Below are 23,419 nucleotides of genomic sequence, written 5' to 3' on the forward strand. Positions count from 1 at the left end.
ATTATTGGTAAAAACATTAATAAATTAGTAGGGTAATCCCGAAAATTCTGAACCTGATCCTATGAATATAATAATTGTCGGTCGTCGCCACGGAGAGTCTCGCACCTACACACTTAGCAATACGGCTAAGGCTGTGATGCTGGGGTTCTTGTTTGCGTTGCCGTTTGCTATGGGAGCATCAGGGTATTGGTTAGCAGAGCGTTTGGCAGATGAAGGTATTCTTGATCTGAATGCTGCAAAAGCCTGGGAACACGATTTGGACATGCAGCGTCAGGAGCTGCAGCAGATTCGCAAACAGACTGACCAGGAGCTCGAAGCCCTGACACTCAAGTTAGCTGAACTGCAAACAAAATTATTACGGCTGGATGCTTTAGGTGAGCGTCTGGTTGATGTCGCCGATTTACATGCTGAAGAATTTGATTTCACGGCATTACCTGCCGTTGGCGGTCCGGAAAATGGCGTTATTGGTGCTCAGGGTACGCTCGGGGAAGCGTATCAGTCTCCTGAAATCAGCAACGTTTTAGATAAGCTGGCCGAACGCATTGATAACCGTGAGCAGCAGCTCGAGGTTCTTGATGACCTGATGTCTGCCAACAAGTTAAGCTCAGATACCTTTGTTGCAGGACGTCCGATCACTAAAGGCTGGATGTCTTCGCGTTATGGCAAGCGTACAGACCCATTTACCGGGCGTTTGGCTTGGCACGCCGGAGTCGATTTTGCCGGTAAGATGGGGTCAGACATCGTTTCTGTTGCTTCAGGTGTTGTTACCTGGTCCGGCCCTCGTTATGGCTACGGTAAGCTGGTTGAAGTCAATCATGGGAATGGCTACAAGACCCGCTACGCACATTGTAAGGAACTCAATGTTAAAGTCGGTGAGGTTGTTCGTAAGGGCGACGTTATCGCCTTGATGGGGAGTAGTGGTCGTTCCACTGGACCTCATGTTCATTTCGAAGTTTACAAAAACGGTCGCACCGTCGACCCGGCTTCCTACATTCATCGCAAACCGCGATGAAACTTCTGCTCAATACGCTTGTCATCATAGTGGGTTAACAGTAGCCTTTAGCACTGTTTCGGCCCTGCGCCAGTATTTTTTATTCGGATAATCTTAAAACCATGATCGGTAACCTGTTTCGCAAGATTTTCGGCAGCAAAAACAGCCGTGAACTTAAGCGCATGGGCAAAGTTGTAGCCCAGATAAATGCCCTGGAAGAGGGCCTGAAATCCCTTTCTGACGACGAATTAAAAGCCAAAACAGCTGAGTTCAAACAGCGCGTTGCTGATGGTGAAGCATTAGACAAGCTGCTGCCGGAAGCTTTCGCTGTTTGTCGTGAAGCCTGTACCCGTGTGATGGAAATGCGTCACTTCGATGTGCAGATGATTGGTGGTATCACTCTGCATGAAGGCCGTATCGCTGAGATGCGTACGGGTGAAGGTAAAACTCTGGTAGCAACCCTGCCAAGTTATCTGAATGCGCTATCAGGCAAAGGCGTACATGTTGTTACCGTGAACGATTACCTGGCGCGTCGAGATGCCGAGTGGAATCGACCATTGTTTGAATTCCTTGGCATGACTGTTGGTATCGTTGTGCCGGGTCAAAATCCGATCGAAAAGCGTGAGCAGTATCAGGCCGATATTGTTTACGGTACTAACAACGAGTTCGGTTTTGATTACCTGCGCGACAATATGGCCTTCTCGATGGAGGATAAGGCACAGCGTGATCTTAATTTTGCCATTGTCGACGAAGTAGACTCGATCCTGATTGATGAAGCGCGTACCCCTCTGATTATCTCTGGTCCGGCAGAAGACAGCTCTGCGCAGTATCGTGCAATCAATGAGCTGGTACCTAAGCTTCAGAAGGGCGAAGAAAACGAAGACGGTGGCCAGGCGGTTGCTACCGGCCATTACATCGTTGATGAAAAGCAACGCTCGATCGAACTGACCGAAGAAGGTCATGAATACGTTGAAGAGTTGCTGACAGAAGCAGGCATTCTTAAAGAAGGCGAGAGCTTGTACGCAGCGGCTAACCTGACTTTGCTGCACCATGTGCATGCTGCCTTAAAAGCGCATGCGGTATACCAGAAGAACGTTGATTATATCGTTCAGCAAGGCCAGATTGTGATTGTTGATGAGCACACTGGCCGTACGATGCCAGGGCGTCGCTGGAGCGAAGGTTTACATCAGGCGGTTGAAGCTAAAGAAGGTGTGGAAATTCAGGCTGAGAGTCAAACGCTGGCATCAACTACCTTTCAGAATTACTTCCGCTTATACGGCAAGCTGGCTGGTATGACGGGTACTGCAGATACCGAAGCATTTGAATTTCATCAGATTTATGCCCTGGATGTGGTTGTTATTCCAACCAACAAGCCGATTCAGCGTATCGACTTCAATGACGTTATCTATGCAACTCAGCGTGAAAAATACGATGCTGTTGTAGAGGAAATTCGCGAAGTTATCGCCCAGAACCGACCGGTACTGGTGGGTACCGCGTCTATCGAATCTTCCGAGTATATTTCTCAGGTGCTGCAGCAGGCTAAGGTTGCTCACAACGTCCTGAATGCTAAAGAAAATGCTCGCGAAGCCCAGATTATCGCTGAAGCGGGTCGCCCGGGAGCGGTCACTATTGCGACTAATATGGCAGGTCGTGGTACCGATATTATGCTGGGTGGTAACTGGGAATCCGAAGTTGCGGCCCTCGAGAATCCAACCGACAACCAGATTGCGGAAATCCGCGAAGACTGGCAAAAGCGCCATGACGATATCCTCGAAGCCGGTGGTTTGCATATCATTGGTACCGAGCGCCATGAATCCCGTCGTATCGATAATCAGCTGCGTGGTCGTGCCGGCCGTCAGGGTGATGCGGGTTCCACACGTTTCTTCTTGTCTCTTGAAGACAACCTGATGCGAATCTTCATGTCCGAGCGTATGCGCGGCATGATGCAGGCTTTGGGTATGAAGGACGGTGAATCCATCGAGCACAAGATGGTCACTAATGCGGTTGAAAAGGCGCAGCGTAAAGTTGAAGGCCGTAACTTCGATATCCGTAAGCAGTTGCTGGAATACGATGACGTCGCTAATGATCAGCGTCGTGTTGTTTACGAGCAGCGTAACGATCTGATGGCAATGGCGGATATTTCCGACGTTATTGCTAATGTTCGTAAGGACGTAGTTAACGAAGCCATCGATGGCTATATCGCACCACAAAGCCTTGAAGAGCAGTGGGATGTTGCGGGTCTGGAAGCGCATCTGAAATCTGAATTTGATATTGAGCAGCCAATTCAGGAATGGCTGGACAATGAGGATAAGCTTTACGAAGAAACCCTGCGTGAGCGTATCCAGGAAAATATTCAGAAAGCTTATGAAGATAAAGAAGCTTCTGTTGGTTCTGAACCAATCCGTATGTTCGAAAAGCAGGTGATGCTGCAAATTCTCGATAATTTGTGGAAAGAACACCTGGCAACTATGGATCACCTGCGTCAGGGGATCCATCTGCGTGGTTATGGACAGAAAAATCCGAAGCAGGAATATAAGCGTGAATCGTTTGAATTATTCCAGGAGCTGCTGAAAAACATTAAGCATGAAACCATTCGCGTGCTTTCTCATGTGAAAGTGCGTGAGGAAGAAGAAGTGCGTGAAATGGAAGAGCAACGCCGTGCGCAGGCTGAAGCTCAGGCTAAGGCTGCAAGCTATCAGCATGACGAAGCTGCATCTGCAATTACCGGGGATCAACCTCAGGAAGCTGCGGAAGAACTCGAGGCTGCGCAGCCGTTTGTTCGTGACGGTGAAAAGGTGGGTCGTAACGATCCTTGTCCGTGTGGCTCTGGTAAGAAATTTAAGCATTGTCACGGTAAGCTGAATTAAACATTTCGCTTTTCTGTGATTGATTAAAATATGCAGCCAACTGGCTGCATATTTGTTTTGAAAGATAAGGATTAAAATAGCGATAGCTGTGATTTTCTGCCGCCGGATTGGACAGCACATTTATGTACTGGCGAACCCTGAGCAACACCCCGTTGTGGCTTTGAAAAATACAATTATCGTTATTTAAAAGCGCTGAAAATAAAAAGCGTATAAAGAGGTGAATGATGGCTGTTAATTTCGAAGTATTTAAAGATTTTTGTGCGGTTGATGGAATTGAGTTGGGGATTACTCAAGCGGGTGTTCGTTACCAGAATCGCGATGATATGGTTTTGATTCAGTTAGCGGAAACTGCCGTTACAGCTGGGGTTTTTACACTTAATGCATTTTGCGCTGCCCCGGTTACGATCTGTAAGGATCACCTGGCTAAGACCAACCCACGCTATTTATTAATTAATACCGGCAATGCAAATGCAGGCACCGGGCCTGATGGTTATCAGAATGCAATCGATAGCTGTAAGCTGGTTGCGCAAACAACAGGCTGTTCTGCTGAGCAGGTTTTACCATTTTCTACCGGCGTTATTGGCGAACCGCTTGATATGACGGCATTTGAGCGTGGTATCCCTGCAGCATTCTCTGACTTAAGCCGTGATAACTGGGAACGTGCAGCGTCAGGTATTATGACCACTGACACTTTGCCAAAAGGCTTTAGTACTCAATGTGAAATTTCGGGTGTGATGACAACAATTACCGGAATTTCTAAGGGTGCAGGCATGATCATGCCCAATATGGCGACCATGTTAGGTTTTATTGCAACGGATGCCTCTGTAGATAAGTCAGTGTTACAAACCTGGTGTAAGCAATTAGCTGATGCTTCCTTCAACCGCATTACTATTGATGGTGATACCTCTACCAATGACTCCTGTATGTTGATTGCAACAGGTAAGTCTCCTTTGGTCATCAGTGATGCAGATTCTGCTGAAGCGCAGCAATTATTTTCAGAATTAAAAAACGCATTTCAGGTACTGGCACAAGCGATTGTACGTGATGGAGAAGGTGCTACTAAATTTGTAACGGTCGAAGTATCAACCGCAGCCAGCCATAAAGAAGCGCTGGATGTTGCTTATACCGTTGCGCATTCCCCTTTGGTGAAAACTGCATTGTTCGCATCAGATGCTAACTGGGGTCGTATTCTTGCGGCGATTGGACGCAGTGGTGTCGAGAACTTTGATCTTGAGAAGGTTCAGATTTTTCTCGATGACGTTCAGATTGTTGAGAATGGCGGACGATGTGTCAGTTACACTGAAGAAGCTGGTTCGGCAATTTTTGCTAAAAGCGAATTTGCTATCCGTATCCAGTTAGGGCGTGGCGACATTGAAGAAACCCTGTGGACAACTGACTTATCTCACGAGTACGTATCGATTAATGCGGATTATCGCTCTTAATCACTGCGTTACTCATAGAGTATTTTGACTCATGCCGATAGTGATAATGTCGGATCGAAATTAATTAAGTATTGAATATTCGGATTATGAAAGAAGTCCATGTTGCTGTCGCGGTGGCTGTTGTTAACGATGCTGAAGTATTAATTGCCAAAAGACCGGATGACAAACATCAGGGCGGTTTATGGGAGTTCCCAGGCGGTAAAGTCGAAGATGGGGAAACCGTACCTGCTGCACTGGTGCGCGAGTTAGATGAAGAGGTGGCTCTGCCAACAGCTGAGTCTAATATGTCAGAGCTGATGCAGATTCCATTTGAGTATCCAGATAAAAAAGTATTTCTGGACGTCTACTGGGTGGAGGTTGGCATTAACGACGCTCTGTTAGCTCATGGTGCTGAGGGCCAGCAAGTGCGCTGGGTAAAAGCGCACGAGTTATCTGATTATCAGTTTCCGGAAGCAAACAAGCCGATTCTTGATGCCATTACAGCACGTCTGACTTAATCAATTATTCGAAGATGGTTAAGAATGGCCAGAGCATGATTCCGAGGATGAATGCGATGGCCGCTCCAACTGCAATAAAATCCATCGGCCTTTCCCAGAGGCGCTGACGCCAGTCGGGAATTTCACCGTTCGCCAGTTTTTCTTCGAACTCCGCTCGCAGGTTGATCTGTCGTTGTTGCTGGCTGGTCAGTATCAGTTCCCGCGCAGCTTCAAACTGATCATTGTTCCGAACCCAGACAGCTGCCAGAGAAATTCCCCAGCGTCCGGCATTCGTCTCGTAATAATCCACATTGTGTTCATCCAGCAGTTCACGAATTTCATTCGCTTCTTCTTCGCTGACACCATTGAGCTTAAATAATAGTTTGGCCATAACAGGTCTGATTGATTGTGGAGGCCCATTGTAAACGGGCATAAAAAAACCGCCAAACGAATAACGCGGCGGTTGTATGGCACTTATCAAATGAGGTCGCGATTTCGCGATAGGCCCCGGGTTGTGCCAAGGAAAAAGAGAATGTGCACATCTCTTAATTGGATAAACCAATGCTAGTAGAGGAATGTTACATTAGCAAGGCGGTTTTTGTATTGGCGACGTAAGTTTTTACGGACTACGCCATTCGGACAGCTTGCACTGTTGGCTGATTTTGGCGAGACTTGGCGTATATCTCACCAATAATTAAAAGAAAAACGTAATGGCAAAAACCCTGCCTGATCAGATTGCGGATTTATTCATCGCACTGATTTTTACCGGCGAGCTTAAAGCTGGCGATAAACTTCCTCCCGAACGTCAACTGGCTGAACTGTTGTCGGTTGACCGAACTTCATTACGCATGGCACTTCGGACCCTTGGACGCATGAATGCTGTGAACAGTGTTCAGGGCTCGGGTATACGGGTTTGTAATATCCATACCGATATGGGGTTGGACTTCCTTGATAACCTGTATCGGATTCCTGAACTGGAGCTGGGTGGCCGCTTATTGTTAGCGGGCCTGGAGTTATTCAATCGGGCAATCCCAACGGCAGTAAAGCTGGCTTTGGAAAAGCGCCGGCGTGATGGTATTACTGATGACGGCCGCATGCTTGAGATGGTACAGGCAATGTATCAGAGCGTGGAGCAGGGGCGTAGCACTCAGGAGCTGGCCAGAATGGAAGTCGACATCATTGAAGCTCTGATGGAGGCAACCGGAAATCAGGTACTGCAGGCATCAGCAAACAGCTCGCGACGCATCCGTACTTTATTAACCGAGAAGCTGTTTGAGTTGATTGACGTAAAACAGCACCTGACATTTCAGGTCAGCATCGTTATGAAGGCACGTCAGGCCAGTGAAGACCTGGACGAACTGATTAATGAATACCTGCAGTACATTGAGCAGCTGACAGAGCCGTTGTACGAGCATCTGCGCAGCGTACCGGAGGAACCACGTCTGGTCAGTTCCCCACTAAAGAATGATCGCAATATCAGGAGCTGGCAGCAGGTACTGGCTGGCCCTGACGCGCCGCTTGAAAGCGTGCAATTAGTAAAACCAATAAGCTGAATATAAACAGAGGCCAAAGCCCGAAGCGCATGTAAGGTGTTTGGCCCTGACGCATTTCTGCGGTTCCGGTCAATGTGTCGCGAACTTCCAGCGGTAACTTATCCAGAATTTCGCCTTTCTCGTTCACCAGTGCGGTAATGCCGGTATTGGTTGAGCGTAATAAGTAGCGTTGGGTTTCCAGCGCCCGCATCTGGGCCAGAGCCATATGTTGTTTGGGACCAAGAGAGTCACCAAACCAGGCATCGTTACTCACCGTGATTAACATATCGGCATTGTTTGCCAGGCGGCTTACCAGCTGTGGATAAGCAATTTCGTAGCAGATATAGGGCGCAACCAAAAATAACTCTTCATCACCGCTGTTACTGGTTTTGGTGACTTTCAACGGCTGTTGTTGCTGCTCTCCGTGTAAGAAGCTCGACATTTCCAGATCGAAAAATGGGATTAAACCGCGAATTTGTTTTTCCAGAGGAACAAACTCGCCAAACGGGACCAGCTGTTGTTTGTGGTAAATACCCTCACCGTTACCGGCGGCAATGACACTGTTATGGAATTCACCCGCTAGCGGATGGCCTATTGGATAGCGATAAGGAACACCGGTAATTAGAGTCGTATGATTTTTGGCTGCCTCACGTGAGAATGCATCCAGGTACGGCTGGAATTGGCTGAGCAGCAGGGTGACAGCTGTTTCAGGCCACAGCACCAAATCTGCCTGCCAGTGATCACGGGTTTCTCCGTAGTAGGCATTAATCGTTGGGTTAACCATCTCGGGTAACCACTTTTTATCCTGAGGAATATTCCCTTGAACAGCTGCTACCTTGAGTTCACCGGTTTTCTCGGTCCATTGCTGCTGTTGCAGCATTAATCCCGCTGGCCACAGTAATAAGATAAGTAAGTAAGCTGGTTTGCGCGTCTGCCATGCCTGATAGCAGGCCGTTACACTCAGTAGCAAAATCAGAGATAAGCCATAGCTGCCGATCACTGGCGCCCAGCCTGAAATCCAGCTTGATAAGTGTGCATCTCCAGCGAATAGCCAGGGAAAGCCAGTCATAAACCAACTGCGGAACCATTCGTGTAAAAACCAGAATACCGGAATGGTCAGCCAGGCCAGTGTGGAAGAGAAAAAGCGTTGGCGCAGGGCGAACCAGAAGGCCGGAAAAGTACCCAGGAATGCGGCAAATAAACCAATGAGGAGAACGGCCAGTAACGCTGGTGTGCCGCCATGATCATGCATACTGACATAGATCCAGGACACGCCGCTTGAGAATTTACCGAAGTTGAACCACCAGGTTCGCCAGAATGCCTGTTTTACGCTGCTGCTATGCCATATCGCATGAACAAAAACGGCAATGCTTAACAACCCTATTGGCCACCAGAACAAAGGTGCCAGTGCAACGGGAAACAACATGCCAGCAGAGAGCAGCAGGAGTGGAGCCAGCCAGCGAGATTCCGACTGGCCACTTTTCAGATAGGTGAGTAACTGCGACATAATGCACCGCAAATAGTTATTGTCGTAATAGTCGCGAACGAATGTTTAGTCCGCGACGGCGGTTACTTCCAGCAGATTAATCTGGCGACTGGTGCCATTCACAACCTTGAAGCTCAGGTTGTCGACCCGAATGCACTCATTACATTCAGGCACCCTGCCAAAGTGGTGAACAACAATACCGCCGATGGTATCGAAATCCTGGTCCTGAATTTTTGTGCTGAAGTGTTCATTAAAGTCTTCGATCGGGGTCAGCGCTTTCACCATGGTGATGCCTTCCTCGACCTCTTTAATCATACTGTCGTCTTCATCGAAGTCGTGTTCATCTTCGATTTCGCCGACAATCTGTTCCAGCACATCTTCAATAGTCACCAGCCCGGCTACACCGCCAAACTCATCGACCACAATGGCCATATGGTTGCGCGTTGCACGGAATTCCTGAAGTAATACGTTCAGGCGTTTGCTTTCCGGAACAAATGTCGTTGGTCGCAGTACCTGCTTCAGGTGGAAGTCTTCACGATTTTCGTTAAGGATTAATGGCAGCAGATCTTTTGCCAGCAAAATGCCGAGAACTTCGTCCTGATCTTCGCCGAGTACCGGAAAGCGCGAGTGAGCCGACTCGATAATCTGGGGTAAATAATCTTTCAGTGGATCATTCAGGTTGATTGAAATCATCTGCGAGCGGGGAATCATAATATCCCTTACCTGCATCTCAGATACCTGTAAGGCGCCTTCGAGAATGGTCAGGGTTTCGCTATCAACAATGCTTCGCTGTGCAGCTTCGCGGACAATTTCTTTGATGTCCTGACGGCTTTGTGGGTCGTCAGAAAATAAGTCAGTGATTTTTTCCAGCCAGCTTTTCTGCTGGCTGCTCGGTCGCTCTTCGCTCATAGTTTCTCTTCAGAATAGGGGTCGCTAAATCCCAGCTGGGCCAGAATTTGACGCTCCAGACTCTCCATTACTTCTGCTTCATCATCCTTTATATGGTCGTACCCTAATAAATGCAAGCAGCCATGTACAACCATGTGTGCCCAGTGAGTCTCACTGGTTTTATTTTGCTCAATAGCTTCCTGTTCCACCACCGGGACCGCAATAATCAGGTCGCCCAATAAAGGGATCGGTACTTCGGGTGGGGCTTCAAACGGAAATGACAGGACATTGGTTGGTTTGTCTTTGCCACGGTATTCGCTATTGAGTTGCTGACTTTCCGCATTATCGACCAGTCGGATAGTGAGCTCCGGGTCTTCCAGCTGGCAGCGTTCTGCAATGGCCGCATTCGCCCAGCGAGTTAATGCCTCTTCAGACGGTAGGGCGGGATGATCAGCGATATCGTCGGCAATCTGTACATCAACGAACAGTTCGGGTGGCTCCATGTGTTCAGTCATCGCCGTGGCTCTCTTTGCGGGAGCCGTCACGCTGTTTACGGCGGTCACGTTCTTCCTGCTTTTCCAGTTCATCGTGCTTGTCGTAAGCATCAACAATCTTTTGTACCAGAGGGTGGCGAACAACGTCCTGGTTGTTGAAGCGGGTGATGCCAATACCATCAACACCATCGAGCACACTCAAGCCATGTTTCAGGCCGGAATAGACGCCTCGTGGCAGGTCAACCTGGGTTACGTCGCCGGTAATGACGGCCTTGGAGCCAAAGCCGACCCGGGTCAGAAACATTTTCATTTGTTCTTTGGTGGTGTTCTGGCTTTCATCGAGAATTACAAACGAATGACTCAGTGTACGACCACGCATGTATGCCAGTGGTGCTACTTCAATAACGTTGCGTTCCATCATCTTCGCCACCTGCTCGAAGCCCAGCATTTCGTAGAGCGCATCGTATAGCGGACGCAGATAAGGATCGATTTTCTGTGCCAGGTCACCAGGCAGGAAACCCAGCTTTTCACCGGCCTCGACCGCCGGACGAACCAGCAGAATACGCTTGACTTCATCGCGCATCAGCGCTTCAACTGCCGCAGCAACTGCGAGGAAGGTTTTACCGGTACCAGCGGGGCCAATACCGAAATTGATATCGTACTGTCGAACCCGCTCAAGGTATTCCAGCTGATGGGGGCCTCGAGGCTTAATAACTGCTTGTGGGGTTTTAATAACACCAGCTTGCTGGCCTTTCTTAACTTGCGCGTAGGCAGCTTCTGCGGCGTCTTCCTGTAACAGCAGATGAATCAGATCCGGGCTGATCTGGGTGCCGTTATGAGTTTCTTTATAGAGGCGCTGAATCAGATGAGCGGCACGCTTACTGGCTTTGGCACTGCCTTCCAGTTTGAACTTGGCGCCGCGGTTGTAGATTGTGAGCTGAAAATGTTCAGCAATTTGGCGAATGTGGCTGTCTAGGTGGCCACACAGGTTGGATAACCGCAAAGCATCATCGGGTTCCAGTGTAAAACTGGTAGCGTGTTGTGTTTTTTGCGGTTGCTCGGCCGCCTGTTTCTGGACAGTTGTCTGATTTACAGGAGTCTCTGTACTCAAAAGGGTCTCTGTTGCCTCTTCTTAGGATTGATGATTGCCAAGTGGCAGATCAATAAGCCAGTTCCGGATTCAATACGATGCCGCGTAAGCTGTTTGGATAAGCATCTTCAATGCTTACTTTAACAAACTTACCGATCAAATCGTGATCATGGTGACGGAAATTCACAACCCGGTTGTTCTCGGTACGACCTTGCAATTCGCCGGGGTCTTTCTTCGATACACCGGTAACCAGAATGGTTTCTTCTTTTCCGACCATGCGACGGCTTATCTGCTGAGCATGCTGTACGATGCGTGCCTGCAGAATACGCAGACGATCTTTCTTCACATCTTCCGGGGTATCGTCTTCCAGGTCGGCAGCGGGAGTGCCCGGACGTGAGCTGTAAACAAAGCTGAACGAAGTGTCGAAGCCGATTTGTTCAATCAGCTTCATAGTATCTTCGAAGTCTTCCAAGGTTTCGCCCGGGAAGCCAACGATAAAGTCCGAAGAGATAGAGATATCCGGGCGTAAGGCGCGCAGACGCTGGATCTTATCGATGTAAATATCGATTTCATGGCCACGTTTCATGGCTGCCAGAATGCGGTTGGAACCACTTTGTACCGGTAGGTGAATATGACTGACCAGTTCCGGCACTTCGGCGTACACATCAATCAGACTATCGCTGAACTCCAGTGGGTGCGACGTTGTGAAGCGAATCCGGTCGATACCTTCGATATCGGCCACTTCCGTAATCAGTTCTGCCAGGTCTGCGATATCACCATCCGCCGTGTCACCGCGATAGGCATTCACATTCTGGCCGAGCAGGTTTACTTCGCGCACGCCCTGATCTGCCAGCGACTGAACTTCTTTCAAAACATCGGCCAGTGGACGGCTGACTTCTTCGCCGCGAGTGTAGGGTACAACACAGAAGGTACAGTATTTGGAGCAGCCTTCCATGATCGACACAAACGCACTACAGCCCTCTACTTTGGGTTGTGGCAGGTGATCAAACTTCTCAATTTCCGGGAAGGTTACATCAACAATCTTGATGGCGTTTTCAGCCTTATTCACCATATCTGGCAGGCGGTGCAGCGTTTGCGGGCCAAATACCATGTCGACAAATGGCGCTCGCTTCATGATGGCGTCGCCTTCCTGAGACGCAACACAGCCACCAACACCAATCTTAAGGTCCGGATTGGAGGTTTTTAATCCTTTCCAGCGGCCCAGTTCATGGAACACTTTTTCCTGAGCCTTTTCACGAATGGAGCAAGTATTGAGCAGGATCACATCCGCTTCTTCGGGATTAGTGGTCAGCTCCATTTCATGGCTTTCACCCAGCATATCGGCCATACGCGCAGAATCGTATTCGTTCATCTGGCAACCGTGGGTTTTGATAAAAAGCTTTTTCGCCTTCTCTGTCATAGCCTGCTCTGTCATGTGATAGTGGTGTATCGAGGCGGAATACCGCCGTTACTGCTGAAAAAAGCGGGGCATTATACGTTGGCGGAGGGGAGAATTGCTACTTTTTGACCAGCGATAGTTAACTGAGCAAAGCAGGGGGCAGGCAGCCGGAATGCTGCCTGCGATTGATAGCTGTTTCGTTTATTTATTACGCATCATGGCTTCGATGGCACTGGCGTACTCAGCCGCCTGATCAGCCAATGGTTCGTGACGGATGTCGTCATGTTTCAGCGCCACGCTGATGCGGTATAACCAGCGTTCCATGCGCAGTGCGATGCCTTCTGCAGCATCAGAATCGGCATCCAGAATCTCATTGCTCAGGTTGGTAATAACATCGGCATGTTCTGCTGCACGGGTTGCGGCAACGGTGGCTTTGGCGATTGCGCCTTTAGCGCGTGGGGTTTTAGCGATTAATGCCTGAGCCTGCATCAGAGCTTTTTGTGCAGTATCCCAGCTGATCGGAGCAACAGAAGAGCCACCTTTGGCGTCGATACGCGCCAGTTGATCTTTGATTGGTTGCAGCTGGATATATTCGATGGTGTTGACTTCAACCTGGTGCATACGGGCCAGCAGTTCTTTCTGGCGTTTGCGAACCTCCAGAGTCTGGCTGTCTTCCATCAGGTCAATCATTTCGCGCAGTGATTGCTCCAGACCGGCAAAATCGGTCGGGAAAAACTGGTCTGCTTTGATCTTCATCAGAACGGAACGATGATCAAGCGTGGGCTTCAGCTGCTTAAGAATATTGCGTTTGGTCTCTAAGCCGGCGTCCAGGGTTCTGATTGACGTCATAGCTACGGTTTTAACCGGGCCGTCAGGCTCGCCGCCGGTATGCATTTCCTGTGCTTCGAGCAGTTGTTCCTGAGCCAGCTCAAGGTGGCGCGGGGCATAAAATTCCAGCTTTTCGGTACGTCCCAGATCAATCTTAGACTGAGCATGTTGGATAGTACGTGCTGCGGACTCATCGGCAACGGCGGCATCGCGCTTAGCGGTCTGGCTGATGGCGTCAAAGTTGGCAATTTTACTGGAACAACCACTCAGCAGCACTACGCCCAGTGTGGCAATAGCGGTTTGGGAAATCAGGTTCATGTTTCTTCCTTATAAAATGGTCCGTAGCGGATTATTTTTTCGCCGATATTACCATCTGTGCATGAGAATGCGACCAGTTAGTGCTTGTTTCTGTGCTACTTGGCTGATATACAGAAAGTATGCAAACCACAGAGGATGCCTTGTTTTATCGTTCGATAACCTGTTAACCGGTGTAAGCGAAGACTAAGGAGTGATCCCTATGAATGCAGAGATGCAACCCCTGTTTTGGCGCATCAGCCAGACCAAACAACAGGGCATGAGTGTTGTCAGTTTACTGATGCCTGCGGATGCTGGTGGCGATGTTGCTGAAGTACCGATGGATGTCAGTTTCCCTTCTAAATCCCCTTTTTACGAACCTCAGGATCTGCGCTGGTCGGAAGAAGACAGTAATCTGTTTCTTGATCTGATAGAGCGGGTCGTTGATACCAATGACCGCCCGGATATTGAACTGGACCTGAACGATGATGTCGTGCAGGGAATCGTGCAGTTGGTGGCGTTACATCGTTTTCAGACGCCCAGGCCTCTGGACGAGTTGCTGGCCGATGATGTGATTACCGAGCGGGAAGAACTTGAGATCGGCGATCTGGTGTCGCTGAATACTCAGTTTGGCGCTCCGTTGGCGATTATCGTGGGTTTGGATGCTATCGATGCTACATGTGTCTTGCTGGATCCGTTAATTAACCCGGATGGTGAGATCCTGATTCCCGATCACAGCGTACTGATGGTCAATCGCCTGGCGGTGCTACCAGCGGCATTTGCCGTCACCGACAATGGTGAAGGTGCGATATTACATTGAAGGCAGCCTGATAATCAGGCTGCGCGCTGGCGGCGTTTATTGGTCAGAGCCAGTTGCGCCAGCATTTCATAATAACCCGTGTTAACACGCGGCTTATGCACCGGGCGAATAGAGTCGGATTTGGCGGTGATAGGTTCTGCAACAGCGCTAGTGGTCATCGTAATCTCCTGGTCTTGAAGTGTTTGAGAGTGAATGTTCATTCAGTTCTCGGGAAAATAAAAAAGCCAATTGGCTTTTTAGTTGTTCATTCTATCCGGTTTATTATGCCTTGATGGCATCCCAGCAAAGATTCAGCAGGTCATCGGTTTCAAACTGACCGGCCAGTTTCTCTGGCATGGTGTTCTGTTTCTTGGCAATGGTTGTCAGACTGCCATAGATAAACATGACGAGTGTCTCGTTCGGCAAATCCTTAAACAAATGCTGTTCTTTACCATCATTCATCAGTTGATGAAGCTGGCTGTGCATTTGTTCCATCGCTTTTTCCTTAAAATCACCGCATATAGCCGGCGAAGCAGAAAGCTGGTCCATCAATGTACAATCTCTGGGGTTGGAATACATGTAACCGTACAAGTTCCCCCAAAAACGATAAAAACGCATCTTTATACATGCTGATTCATCATATTCGCGCAGACATTCAGCAGACATACGCTGGGCAAGATCAACAAACAGCTCCTGCACCAGCTCATCTTTGGTTTCAAAGTAACGATAAATCGTACCGGCGCCACAACAGGCACTTTTAGCAACTTTTGACATGGGACTGGCCTGCAGCCCACATTCGGCAATCAAATCGGCTGTCGCTTCAAGTATCTGTTCGCGCTTATCCATAAATTTCTGTATCTGTGACTGAATGTTCATTCTGCTCTTCAATCGCGAAGAGTACTAGATGTCGTAATTGAATCAGATTGTTTCAATGATGAGACATTAGCCATTTTGTTTAGCCAATGCATTGGCTCTCAAGGCAAATATCAGAGCTAATGCTGCTGAAAGCGCCATCATAAGCATCATTGGTAACGGAGTGGCATTGTGAATAAGGGTCCAGAGGTAGCCAAACAGTGCTCCGATACAAAACTCGGTGACGCCAATTAATGCAGTTGCAGAGCCACTGATATCCTGAAAATAATGCAAAACCAGGCTCATGGCATTAGCGGCGATCAACCCCAGGCTGCCAACAACCAGAGCTATCAAAGGCACGGTTAGCCACAACGACGGGCTGTTTGTCAGGTAGAGCATCACCACAGACAGGGCGGCAATCAGCTGAATAAACGTTCCGACAATCAGCAGTTGCTTGCTGCTGTAGTGATTCAGCAAGGCCATATTCAGTCGATTCATTGTCATCATGACGACAATATTAGAGCCAAATAACCAGGGAAACACCGATGATGGCTGGTTGAAATGTTCCAGATATAAATATGGCGATGCGGTGATAAAAACAAACATAGCAGTGAAGGCAAACGCCAGCGACAAGGTAAATCCACGGGCTTGAGGGTGTCGAATGACTCTCAAGTAGCTTTGCCAGGGTGCCGATTTCTGGCGTTTTTCTTTCGGGTGGCTTTCTTCCAGTTGCCACGCCAGTATTACCAGTACTGATAGCGCATAAACGGAAAGGAAGGTGAATATCTCGCGCCAGTGGGCAAACTCGACGACTAAAGAACCAAGCAGCGGAGCAATAAGTGGTGCCAGCATCATAATCATGGCAACCATCGACAGGGTTTTAGCGACATCGCTGCCTTGGTAGCGGTCACGCACAACTGCTGCTGAATTAACCGTGGCAATACCACCACCAATTGCCTGAAATATGCGCAGTACCAGTAAGCTCTCTAGCGATTCAATATTAATCAGCGCGAGGCTTGTTAAGGAAAATAACGACAAGCCCAGGATGATAACCGGGCGTCGGCCAAAACGATCAGACAATGGGCCGCCGGAGAGCTGGCCGATGGCGTAGCCAATTAAGAAGGTACTGACCGATAATTCCACCTGATGAATATCAACGTTCAGATCATCGGCCATCAAAGCCATTGCTGGCAAATACATATCAATTGCCAGGGGTGGGATAGCAGATAGCAGGGCAAGTAAAAAGGGAAGGGGGAGGCGCACTGTAGTTACTCGAACAAAACGTTAGTTTAACGTAGTTGCGGAACTTAATTGAGTTCAGTTCCTGAAATGATTTGTTGCAACCTTGTTTGTGCTTTTCCAGCAGATGAGCTGCGAAGCAGGGCATAAAAAAGCCCCGCTGTTACCAGCGGGGCGATATAGGAAGCAAGCGGTTGAGATTATTGAGCAGCCTGATCCTCGATCAGCGTTGCAACAATATAACCATGACGTGCTTCATCAGCCTGATTTGCTGGCGTGTTAGCACTGTCTATCGCTTCTTTACTGATCATACGCAGCACGACGCGTTTTTTATCGGTACTTACGAAGCCTTCCAGTGTGGTTTCACTATCGGCCAACGTAATACGGCCATTGGCTGCAGTCGTGACGTTCAATGTACCTTTATTGCGTTCACTCCGGACGTTGACTCCAAAGAAATTGTTTTCAGCGTTAAGACTGACATCATCGGAGTGGACTTCAAAGTTAGCTGTCGTGTTATTGAATGACAGAATACCATTCAGTGCAGCAGCCAGTACGCCTGGATTGCCTTTACGAATGCCATACTCAATGCCCTGAATGCGATATTGGCCGGTAATATTGCCCGGGTCTGCGCTATCAATCGCGACACCGATATTACGGTTCAGAACCTGAGTAACAATACTTGTGCCGCTAAACTGGCCGAGAGACCCTTTCAGCATCAGGTTTACATTGATTACTTCGCCTTGAGGGCTGAATAAACCTTCAAAAATCGCACTGGTATTGCTGTACCCGTTGAGTGCCTGATCCAGCAGCGATGAAGGGATGTTGAACAGTGAGCTTCCATTAGAAATGTAGAATGCCGGCAAGGCATCGCTATCGTTTGCTTCTCCACTGGTGTCTTTAGCACTGATTACTGAGTTACGTAAATTCGGATCCGTAATCTGCGTATAGCTGTTTCCGTTGAAGGCCAGCCCTGCGGAGAATCTTGAAATAATGCGGCCAATTTTGTTGCTGCTCGAATCCGTCGTTCGCTTAAGGTTAAAACCGCTATCGGTTGCAGTCGTTTCCCAGGATTGAAGTTCCGAAGCGAGAGCCTGACCGTTTGACTCATCGGACCCTAATTCGACACTGACAACACCGTATTTAGGTTGGATGCTGGCTGATTTAAAGCTGCCGTCATCCTTGTTGAGCATCAGTGTATCAACGATGACGCTTTCACGTTTCCGGTTACTGAAATCTGGCTTGTTATCTGATGTTTTTCCGACTTCTGCTTCCTGAGCAAGTTGGGTTGATAAATAGCTACCTGGGGCAACTTCAACGAAATTGACTCTTCGTGCAAAAGTGTACTCGATCCGGTCATTTTCTACATTGGCGTCCGGACTAGTAGTAATGGAGATATTCCCCTGCGAGTCAATTTGCCCAGACTCAGACCCCGTACCGGTATCGATATCCGCTTTTGACAAGTCACCGGAAATGGTCGATTTAGGTGCGTTTGTCCCGCTGAATACTGCGTCAGGAGTGTAGGATTGAGTTAAGTCCCAGTCATTTTCTACCGTGCCATTCAGGCTAAGTGTCAGGTTGCTGCCAGATTCTGCTTTTAACTCGAAGCCTGTTGTGCGTTCTGTACCAAGCTCAAGAGCCAGAGATCTGCTGGTTGTACCCGGATTATTAATTGCGAAGTCAGCCGTGCCTGCCAGGACTGAGTACTTGCCTGCAACTAAAGATGCAGCACCAGGCAGAGTTCCAACTTCAACTCGCACGCGAGCGGATCCGGTTTGGCCAGCTTTTGAGACGGTTAAACCAAATTCATAATTACCGACCGTATTTGGCGTAATATCCAGATCTTGTGCTGTGACTGGGAAGGTAACGCCTGGCACGGTTGGACCGCCAATTTGTGACCAGCTGTAGGTAACGCCGTCCTGATCGCTCGAACCTTTTAATACCAACTGATTGCCTACAGTAATTTGCTGGTTGGCAGGAGGAATGGCGGTTGGCGGATTGTAGTCACTGATACTGCCAGGACCGGAACCCGGGCGGCCATTCGCATCAGTAATGCCTCCGGCCACGCCCTGGTCAATGATGGTGAAGTCAGAGGTGGTATTCTTTTTCAGCTCGGTAATCACCCGTTGAGCAGCCGCAAGAATTTCTTCAATGGAAATTTTGCTGGTATCAGTTTTGTTATTCCACAGCAGTTGACCTTCAGCGGATAGTGAGCTGACAAATTGATTGAGTACCGCTTCAACCGAAATATCTTTCTGCTTAGCAATATCTGCCAGTGCTGCGGTTAATGAGCCGTAAAGCGCTGCCTGATCAGCTGTAATATCGCTGTTGGTTACATCGGTTGGTTCAGTAAGCAGTAGGTCAACACTGCCGCCTAAACCAAACATGGTTCTGATGCGGTTGTTTAGCTGGCGAATCAGGGTTTCATTAATGTTGGTTTGTGATGAAACGTACTGTGCGGAAGCGTGTGTCAGGGACGTAATATTCGCCGAGAATACTTGCTCACCAACTTTGCTGGTGTTTACACGCGGAATGATCGCGGTCATCACAAAGTTGGTTGGCAGATCGAAGAGTTCTTTGAACTGAATGCCATCAGGAGCCTGTTGATCTTCAGCTTGCTGAGTACCAACACAACCAGCAGGTGAATCACATACCATTTTTGCGCCGTTGCGATGACTGATTTTTACCAGAGCGGGTCCGTTGTACGGTGTGTCTGATACGGCTAACAGACTGTAGCGCCCTCGGGAGTCCGTGGTTCCCGTTGCAAAGGCCGTTGTGTCTACTTTGCCGTCCTGAACTTTGAATAACTCAACTTTGGCATTGAGTACATTACCTTTTACCGCCAGGCCTGTCAGGCTGACGCGTTCAACGGTTACGGCTTCGGCCTGTTGACCACCATTACTGCCGTTATTTGCGGGTTTGCTGTCATCGTTGCTGGTGGAGCCGCTACTACATGCGGTTAGTGCTGCAGCAATCGCGGCAGCGAGTGCAGTCTTTGAATAGGCGTTCATCGATACTCTCCGTGTGGGGCGTTTTAATCTCAAGCAAAAAGTATAGAAAGAGTATGGATAATTTGGCGAGTCGATTTTGCCAATTTATTGAACAGTTTGGCGTTTTTATGCGCCAACGCACGAATGTACGGAAAAGGAAGGTAGTGGGATACAAAAACGCCACCTGATTGGTGGCGTTTTTAACAGTAGAGTTACACGTTAAACAGGAAATGCATTACATCGCCATCTTTCACTATGTAGTCTTTACCTTCTACGCGTAATTTACCGGCCGCTTTACAGCCAGATTCGCCGTTGTGCTCGATAAAGTCATCATAAGCCATGGTTTCTGCACGGATAAAGCCACGTTCGAAATCAGTGTGAATCACACCAGCTGCCTGAGGAGCGGTGGCACCTTGCTTCACCGTCCAGGCACGCACTTCTTTTTTGCCGGCCGTAAAGTAAGTTTGCAGTCCTAACAGTTCATAGCCGCCACGGATAACACGGTTCAGACCCGGTTCGCTCTGGCCCATTTCTTCCAGGAACATTTCAACGTCTTCGGCATCTTCCAGTTCGGAGATTTCCTGCTCGATCTTGTTACACACTGGCACAACAACGGCATTTTCATTGTCTGCAATGCCGCGAACCACATCCAGGTGTGGATTATTTTCGAAACCATCTTCCGCTACGTTAGCAATGTACATGGTTGGCTTGATGGTGATCATATGGAACAGTCGAATGCGATTTTGTTCGTCATCGTTCAGTTCCATAGTACGTACCGGTTGATCACCTTCGAGGTGTTCTACGATACGCTCCAGCAGCGCTTTGTCGGCTACGGCGTCTTTGTTGCCGCTTTTGGCCGTACGGGTAACGCGTTGCAGCTGCTTTTGGGCGCTGTCGAGGTCTGCCAGGACCAGTTCCAGGTTGATCACGTCAATGTCATCCGCCGGGTTGATGGTGTTTTCAACGTGGATCACATTCGGGTCTTCGAAGCAGCGTACTACATGAGCAATTGCATCGGTTTCGCGAATATTGGCCAGGAACTGGTTGCCCAGGCCTTCACCTTTGGAGGCGCCTTTTACCAGGCCGGCAATATCAACAAATTCCATGGTGGTTGGGATGACCTTTTCAGGGTCAACGATAGCAGCCAGGGTATCCAGGCGAGGATCTGGCATAGGCACGATGCCACTGTTTGGCTCAATGGTGCAGAAAGGGAAGTTTTCTGCGCCAATGCCGGACTTGGTTAACGCGTTAAACAGAGTGGATTTACCGACGTTGGGAAGACCAACGATGCCGCATTTGAAGCCCATATCAGATTCCTGCTAATAAAATATTTAAATTCGGATGAAAAATTGCCGGGTATTTTACCCTTTATACGAATGAAGTCGATTCATCGCTTTAGCAATATCGCCTGCCAGAGCAAAAGGAATAACGCGAATGGCTTCATCGATCGCATTATCGATGGCTTGTTGTTCACTTTTGCTGGCTTTGCCTAACACGTGACCGGTGACTTTGTTCTTGTCACCCGGGTGGTCGATACCAATACGCAGACGATGGAAATTTTTGTTGTTGCCAAGCTTAGCGATGATGTCTCGCAAGCCATTCTGGCCGCCGTGTCCACCACCTTGTTTAAATTTGGCGATACCGGTTGGCAGGTCAAGTTCATCGTGGACGACCAGAATTTGTTCCGGAGTCAGCTTGTAGAAATTGGCTAACGCCTGAACGGCTTTACCACTGGCATTCATAAACGTGGTTGGAACCAGTAACCAGACTGTTTTGCCATCAATCACACCCTTGCCAGCTTTGCCGAAGAACTTTTTATCAGCAGATAATGGAATGCGATAGGTTTCCGCCAGGCGTTCAACCACCCAGGCGCCGGCATTATGACGGGTATTCTCATATTCGTTGCCGGGGTTTCCCAGACCAACGATCAGCTGAATATCAGACATGACTTTATTCCAACGTTATACAAAACAATCAGGCATAAAAAAGCGGAGACAGGCTCCGCTTTTTTCAGACAAGGTCTGCAGACTGAAATTACTCAGCTGCTTCTTCGCCTTCTTCTTCATCAGCCGCGCCGCCTTTTGGAGCTGCAACAGTAACAACAGAAGTATCGTGATCTTCACCGTGAGACAGAGCCAGAGACTCAACGCCTTTAGGCAGTTTCAGGTCAGACAGGTGGATAACGGTGCCTGCTTCAACTTCAGCCAGATCGATTTCGATGAATTCTGGCAGGTCGCCTGCTGCACAGATGATGTCCAGGCTGGTCAGCTGGTGAGAGATCTTACCGCCGCCCATTTTAACGCCAACACAAGTGTCTTCGTTCAGGAAGTGCAGTGGAACGTGAGCTTTGATCTTAGTGCTCTTGTTTACGCGCAGGAAGTCAGCGTGCCAGATCAGCTGCTTAGCTGGGTGACGTTGCAGATCTTTCAGGATAACTTGCTCAGACTTCTCACCGATGTTCAGGGTGATGATAGAGCTGTAGAAACCTTCGTTTTCCAGAGCTTTGTTCAGCTCGTTAGCTGCGATGGTGATAGCAGTAGGCTTACGGTCGTTACCGCCAGCTTTACCACCGTAAACGATAGCTGGTACGCCATTTTCGCGACGCAGGCGGCGGCTCGCACCTTTCCCTGAGTCTTCACGAACTACTGCATTCAGAGAAAATTCTGACATGGTTCTTTCCTTTATAAAGGTTATAAAAATGTACTTCTCAGTACGTAAAACCGCCCAAGCTTGCGACCAGCTCAGGCGGTGTAAAAATCTTAAATTTCAGTACTTGCTGTTAACAGATCTTGATGAAGAGTCTGTTAGCGGAACATTGCACTGATGGATTCTTCGTTGTTCACACGACGAATCGACTCTGCCAGCAGGCCAGCAATGGTCAGTTGGCGAATGCTGCCAACGTTACGAGCGGCTTCTGTCAGAGGAATGGTGTCGGTAACAACCAGTTCATCCAGTTCTGCTGACGCCAAGCGCTCAACAGCGGGGCCGGATAATACAGGATGGGTACAGTAAGCGACAACTTTATTTGCACCAAACTCTTTTAATGCTTTCGCTGCCTGACACAGAGTGCCGGCGGTATCCACCATATCGTCAACCAGAATGCAGGTGCGGTCTTTTACGTCACCAATAATGTGCATCACTTCAGAAACGTTGGCCTTCGGACGACGTTTATCGATGATAGCCAGATCCACGCCTAACTGTTTCGCAACTGCGCGGGCACGAACAACACCGCCGATGTCTGGAGAAACAACAACCAGGTTTTCGTAGTTCTGACGCTCAATATCGTCGATCAGGATAGGGGAGCCGTATACGTTATCCACCGGTATATCGAAGAAGCCCTGAATCTGGTCTGCATGAAGATCAACCGTTAACACACGGTCGATGCCAGCACCTGACATCATATCGGCAACCGCGCGGGCGCTAATAGGCACACGAGCAGAACGAGGACGACGATCCTGACGAGCGTAACCGAAGTAAGGAACAACAGCGGTAATACGGCTGGCTGAAGCACGACGCAGGCCATCGGCCAGCAGCAGAACTTCCATCAGGTTGTCATTGGTTGGTGAGCAGGTAGGTTGCAGGATGAATACATCCTTACCACGTACGTTTTCCTGCAGCTCAACGGTAATCTCTCCGTCACTGAACTTGTCAACGGTGGCTTCACCGAGGGGAATATCAAGACGTTCAACGACCAGTTTGGCCAGTTCCGGATTGGCATTGCCGGTAAATACCATCAACTTAGACACGGTTGTCCC

General features: G+C 48.8%; 21 protein-coding genes. 6 read left to right on the forward strand and 15 right to left on the reverse strand.

The features are described 5' to 3' along the window. The first annotated feature begins 61 nt into the window (after nucleotides 1–61). The 4 genes from ACOQOZ_RS20285 (at nucleotide 62) to mutT (ending at nucleotide 5,797) form a co-directional block, all read left to right on the forward strand. Nucleotides 62–1,012: a M23 family metallopeptidase gene (locus ACOQOZ_RS20285; RefSeq protein WP_420589971.1), complete on the forward strand. Its 951-nt coding sequence runs from the start codon at nucleotides 62–64 to the stop codon at nucleotides 1,010–1,012. A gap of 101 nt (nucleotides 1,013–1,113) precedes the next feature. Further along, the gene (gene secA / locus ACOQOZ_RS20290) at nucleotides 1,114–3,858 is read left to right on the forward strand and encodes a preprotein translocase subunit SecA (protein WP_420589972.1); all 2,745 of its coding nucleotides are present in this window, start codon (nucleotides 1,114–1,116) and stop codon (nucleotides 3,856–3,858) included. A gap of 221 nt (nucleotides 3,859–4,079) precedes the next feature. Beyond that, complete coding sequence (argJ, locus tag ACOQOZ_RS20295; RefSeq protein WP_420589973.1) at nucleotides 4,080–5,300, forward strand: bifunctional glutamate N-acetyltransferase/amino-acid acetyltransferase ArgJ; 1,221 nt, start codon at nucleotides 4,080–4,082, stop codon at nucleotides 5,298–5,300. An 86-nt stretch (nucleotides 5,301–5,386) separates the two neighbouring features. Next, complete coding sequence (mutT, locus tag ACOQOZ_RS20300; RefSeq protein WP_420589974.1) at nucleotides 5,387–5,797, forward strand: 8-oxo-dGTP diphosphatase MutT; 411 nt, start codon at nucleotides 5,387–5,389, stop codon at nucleotides 5,795–5,797. A gap of 4 nt (nucleotides 5,798–5,801) precedes the next feature. Here the strand turns inward: mutT and ACOQOZ_RS20305 are convergent, their stop codons facing one another. Further along, nucleotides 5,802–6,167, reverse strand: coding sequence for a DUF6164 family protein (locus ACOQOZ_RS20305; protein ID WP_420589975.1), 366 nt, complete (start codon nucleotides 6,165–6,167; stop codon nucleotides 5,802–5,804). Between the two features lie 319 nt (nucleotides 6,168–6,486). Between ACOQOZ_RS20305 and ACOQOZ_RS20310 the strand changes: the two genes are divergently transcribed. Continuing rightward, nucleotides 6,487–7,329 carry a FadR/GntR family transcriptional regulator gene (locus tag ACOQOZ_RS20310; protein ID WP_420589976.1) on the forward strand — a complete coding sequence of 281 codons (843 nt, stop codon included), beginning with the start codon at nucleotides 6,487–6,489 and terminating at the stop codon, nucleotides 7,327–7,329. Here the strand turns inward: ACOQOZ_RS20310 and lnt are convergent. The 6 genes from lnt to ACOQOZ_RS20340 all read right to left on the reverse strand — a co-directional run bounded on the left by lnt (nucleotide 7,253) and on the right by ACOQOZ_RS20340 (nucleotide 13,811). After that, complete coding sequence (lnt, locus tag ACOQOZ_RS20315) at nucleotides 7,253–8,815, reverse strand: apolipoprotein N-acyltransferase (RefSeq protein WP_420589977.1); 1,563 nt, start codon at nucleotides 8,813–8,815, stop codon at nucleotides 7,253–7,255. The genes ACOQOZ_RS20310 and lnt overlap by 77 nt on opposite strands. A gap of 45 nt (nucleotides 8,816–8,860) precedes the next feature. Further along, nucleotides 8,861–9,703, reverse strand: a complete 843-nt coding sequence (locus tag ACOQOZ_RS20320) for an HlyC/CorC family transporter (RefSeq protein ID WP_420589978.1) — start codon at nucleotides 9,701–9,703, stop codon at nucleotides 8,861–8,863. Further along, the gene (gene ybeY, locus ACOQOZ_RS20325) at nucleotides 9,700–10,197 is read right to left on the reverse strand and encodes an rRNA maturation RNase YbeY (protein WP_420589979.1); all 498 of its coding nucleotides are present in this window, start codon (nucleotides 10,195–10,197) and stop codon (nucleotides 9,700–9,702) included. Before ybeY ends, ACOQOZ_RS20320 begins: the two co-directional genes overlap by 4 nt. Then, nucleotides 10,190–11,179, reverse strand: a complete 990-nt coding sequence (locus ACOQOZ_RS20330; protein ID WP_420592440.1) for a PhoH family protein — start codon at nucleotides 11,177–11,179, stop codon at nucleotides 10,190–10,192. Before ACOQOZ_RS20330 ends, ybeY begins: the two co-directional genes overlap by 8 nt. Before the next feature lie 157 nt (nucleotides 11,180–11,336). Continuing rightward, on the reverse strand, nucleotides 11,337–12,686 hold the full coding sequence (gene miaB, locus ACOQOZ_RS20335) for a tRNA (N6-isopentenyl adenosine(37)-C2)-methylthiotransferase MiaB (RefSeq protein ID WP_420589980.1): 1,350 nt from the start codon (nucleotides 12,684–12,686) through the stop codon (nucleotides 11,337–11,339). Nucleotides 12,687–12,866: 180 nt separating this feature from the next. Then, nucleotides 12,867–13,811 carry a hypothetical protein gene (locus ACOQOZ_RS20340; protein ID WP_420589981.1) on the reverse strand — a complete coding sequence of 315 codons (945 nt, stop codon included), beginning with the start codon at nucleotides 13,809–13,811 and terminating at the stop codon, nucleotides 12,867–12,869. A 199-nt stretch (nucleotides 13,812–14,010) separates the two neighbouring features. On the opposite strand from ACOQOZ_RS20340, the gene ACOQOZ_RS20345 reads away from it, so the two are divergent. Continuing rightward, complete coding sequence (locus ACOQOZ_RS20345) at nucleotides 14,011–14,607, forward strand: hypothetical protein (RefSeq protein ID WP_420589982.1); 597 nt, start codon at nucleotides 14,011–14,013, stop codon at nucleotides 14,605–14,607. 14 nt (nucleotides 14,608–14,621) lie between these two features. On the opposite strand, the gene ACOQOZ_RS20350 is transcribed toward ACOQOZ_RS20345, so the two are convergent. The 8 genes from ACOQOZ_RS20350 to ACOQOZ_RS20385 form a co-directional block, all read right to left on the reverse strand. Further along, nucleotides 14,622–14,765 (reverse strand): hypothetical protein, encoded by a 144-nt coding sequence (locus tag ACOQOZ_RS20350; protein WP_420589983.1) that lies wholly within the window; start codon nucleotides 14,763–14,765, stop codon nucleotides 14,622–14,624. 103 nt (nucleotides 14,766–14,868) lie between these two features. Beyond that, complete coding sequence (locus ACOQOZ_RS20355) at nucleotides 14,869–15,432, reverse strand: TetR/AcrR family transcriptional regulator (RefSeq protein ID WP_420589984.1); 564 nt, start codon at nucleotides 15,430–15,432, stop codon at nucleotides 14,869–14,871. A 96-nt stretch (nucleotides 15,433–15,528) separates the two neighbouring features. After that, the gene (locus ACOQOZ_RS20360; protein WP_420589985.1) at nucleotides 15,529–16,701 is read right to left on the reverse strand and encodes a Bcr/CflA family multidrug efflux MFS transporter; all 1,173 of its coding nucleotides are present in this window, start codon (nucleotides 16,699–16,701) and stop codon (nucleotides 15,529–15,531) included. Between the two features lie 176 nt (nucleotides 16,702–16,877). Next, nucleotides 16,878–19,685: a PKD domain-containing protein gene (locus tag ACOQOZ_RS20365; protein WP_420589986.1), complete on the reverse strand. Its 2,808-nt coding sequence runs from the start codon at nucleotides 19,683–19,685 to the stop codon at nucleotides 16,878–16,880. A 191-nt stretch (nucleotides 19,686–19,876) separates the two neighbouring features. Next, nucleotides 19,877–20,971 (reverse strand): redox-regulated ATPase YchF, encoded by a 1,095-nt coding sequence (ychF, locus tag ACOQOZ_RS20370; RefSeq protein ID WP_420589987.1) that lies wholly within the window; start codon nucleotides 20,969–20,971, stop codon nucleotides 19,877–19,879. A gap of 54 nt (nucleotides 20,972–21,025) precedes the next feature. Continuing rightward, nucleotides 21,026–21,610 carry an aminoacyl-tRNA hydrolase gene (pth, locus tag ACOQOZ_RS20375; RefSeq protein WP_420589988.1) on the reverse strand — a complete coding sequence of 195 codons (585 nt, stop codon included), beginning with the start codon at nucleotides 21,608–21,610 and terminating at the stop codon, nucleotides 21,026–21,028. Nucleotides 21,611–21,698: 88 nt separating this feature from the next. After that, nucleotides 21,699–22,334 (reverse strand): 50S ribosomal protein L25/general stress protein Ctc, encoded by a 636-nt coding sequence (locus tag ACOQOZ_RS20380; protein ID WP_420589989.1) that lies wholly within the window; start codon nucleotides 22,332–22,334, stop codon nucleotides 21,699–21,701. 134 nt (nucleotides 22,335–22,468) lie between these two features. Then, entirely contained in the window at nucleotides 22,469–23,410 is a 942-nt protein-coding gene (locus ACOQOZ_RS20385; RefSeq protein ID WP_068659031.1) for a ribose-phosphate pyrophosphokinase, read from the reverse strand. Nucleotides 23,411–23,419 lie beyond the last annotated feature (9 nt).

This window comes from Bacterioplanoides sp., assembly GCF_965219715.1.
Lineage (GTDB): Bacteria > Pseudomonadota > Gammaproteobacteria > Pseudomonadales > Oceanobacteraceae > Bacterioplanoides.

What these genes read in the sequence shown, in the direction of transcription:
- ACOQOZ_RS20285 (WP_420589971.1), top strand. Translation starts at nt 62, where the DNA reads ATGAATATAATAATTGTCGGTCGTCGCCACGGAGAGTCTCGCACCTAC.
- secA (WP_420589972.1), top strand. Translation starts at nt 1,114, where the DNA reads ATGATCGGTAACCTGTTTCGCAAGATTTTCGGCAGCAAAAACAGCCGT.
- argJ (WP_420589973.1), top strand. Translation starts at nt 4,080, where the DNA reads ATGATGGCTGTTAATTTCGAAGTATTTAAAGATTTTTGTGCGGTTGAT.
- mutT (WP_420589974.1), top strand. Translation starts at nt 5,387, where the DNA reads ATGAAAGAAGTCCATGTTGCTGTCGCGGTGGCTGTTGTTAACGATGCT.
- ACOQOZ_RS20305 (WP_420589975.1), bottom strand. Translation starts at nt 6,167, where the DNA reads ATGGCCAAACTATTATTTAAGCTCAATGGTGTCAGCGAAGAAGAAGCG.
- ACOQOZ_RS20310 (WP_420589976.1), top strand. Translation starts at nt 6,487, where the DNA reads ATGGCAAAAACCCTGCCTGATCAGATTGCGGATTTATTCATCGCACTG.
- lnt (WP_420589977.1), bottom strand. Translation starts at nt 8,815, where the DNA reads ATGTCGCAGTTACTCACCTATCTGAAAAGTGGCCAGTCGGAATCTCGC.
- ACOQOZ_RS20320 (WP_420589978.1), bottom strand. Translation starts at nt 9,703, where the DNA reads ATGAGCGAAGAGCGACCGAGCAGCCAGCAGAAAAGCTGGCTGGAAAAA.
- ybeY (WP_420589979.1), bottom strand. Translation starts at nt 10,197, where the DNA reads ATGACTGAACACATGGAGCCACCCGAACTGTTCGTTGATGTACAGATT.
- miaB (WP_420589980.1), bottom strand. Translation starts at nt 12,686, where the DNA reads ATGACAGAGAAGGCGAAAAAGCTTTTTATCAAAACCCACGGTTGCCAG.
- ACOQOZ_RS20340 (WP_420589981.1), bottom strand. Translation starts at nt 13,811, where the DNA reads ATGAACCTGATTTCCCAAACCGCTATTGCCACACTGGGCGTAGTGCTG.
- ACOQOZ_RS20345 (WP_420589982.1), top strand. Translation starts at nt 14,011, where the DNA reads ATGAATGCAGAGATGCAACCCCTGTTTTGGCGCATCAGCCAGACCAAA.
- ACOQOZ_RS20350 (WP_420589983.1), bottom strand. Translation starts at nt 14,765, where the DNA reads ATGACCACTAGCGCTGTTGCAGAACCTATCACCGCCAAATCCGACTCT.
- ACOQOZ_RS20355 (WP_420589984.1), bottom strand. Translation starts at nt 15,432, where the DNA reads ATGGATAAGCGCGAACAGATACTTGAAGCGACAGCCGATTTGATTGCC.
- ACOQOZ_RS20365 (WP_420589986.1), bottom strand. Translation starts at nt 19,685, where the DNA reads ATGAACGCCTATTCAAAGACTGCACTCGCTGCCGCGATTGCTGCAGCA.
- ychF (WP_420589987.1), bottom strand. Translation starts at nt 20,971, where the DNA reads ATGGGCTTCAAATGCGGCATCGTTGGTCTTCCCAACGTCGGTAAATCC.
- pth (WP_420589988.1), bottom strand. Translation starts at nt 21,610, where the DNA reads ATGTCTGATATTCAGCTGATCGTTGGTCTGGGAAACCCCGGCAACGAA.
- ACOQOZ_RS20380 (WP_420589989.1), bottom strand. Translation starts at nt 22,334, where the DNA reads ATGTCAGAATTTTCTCTGAATGCAGTAGTTCGTGAAGACTCAGGGAAA.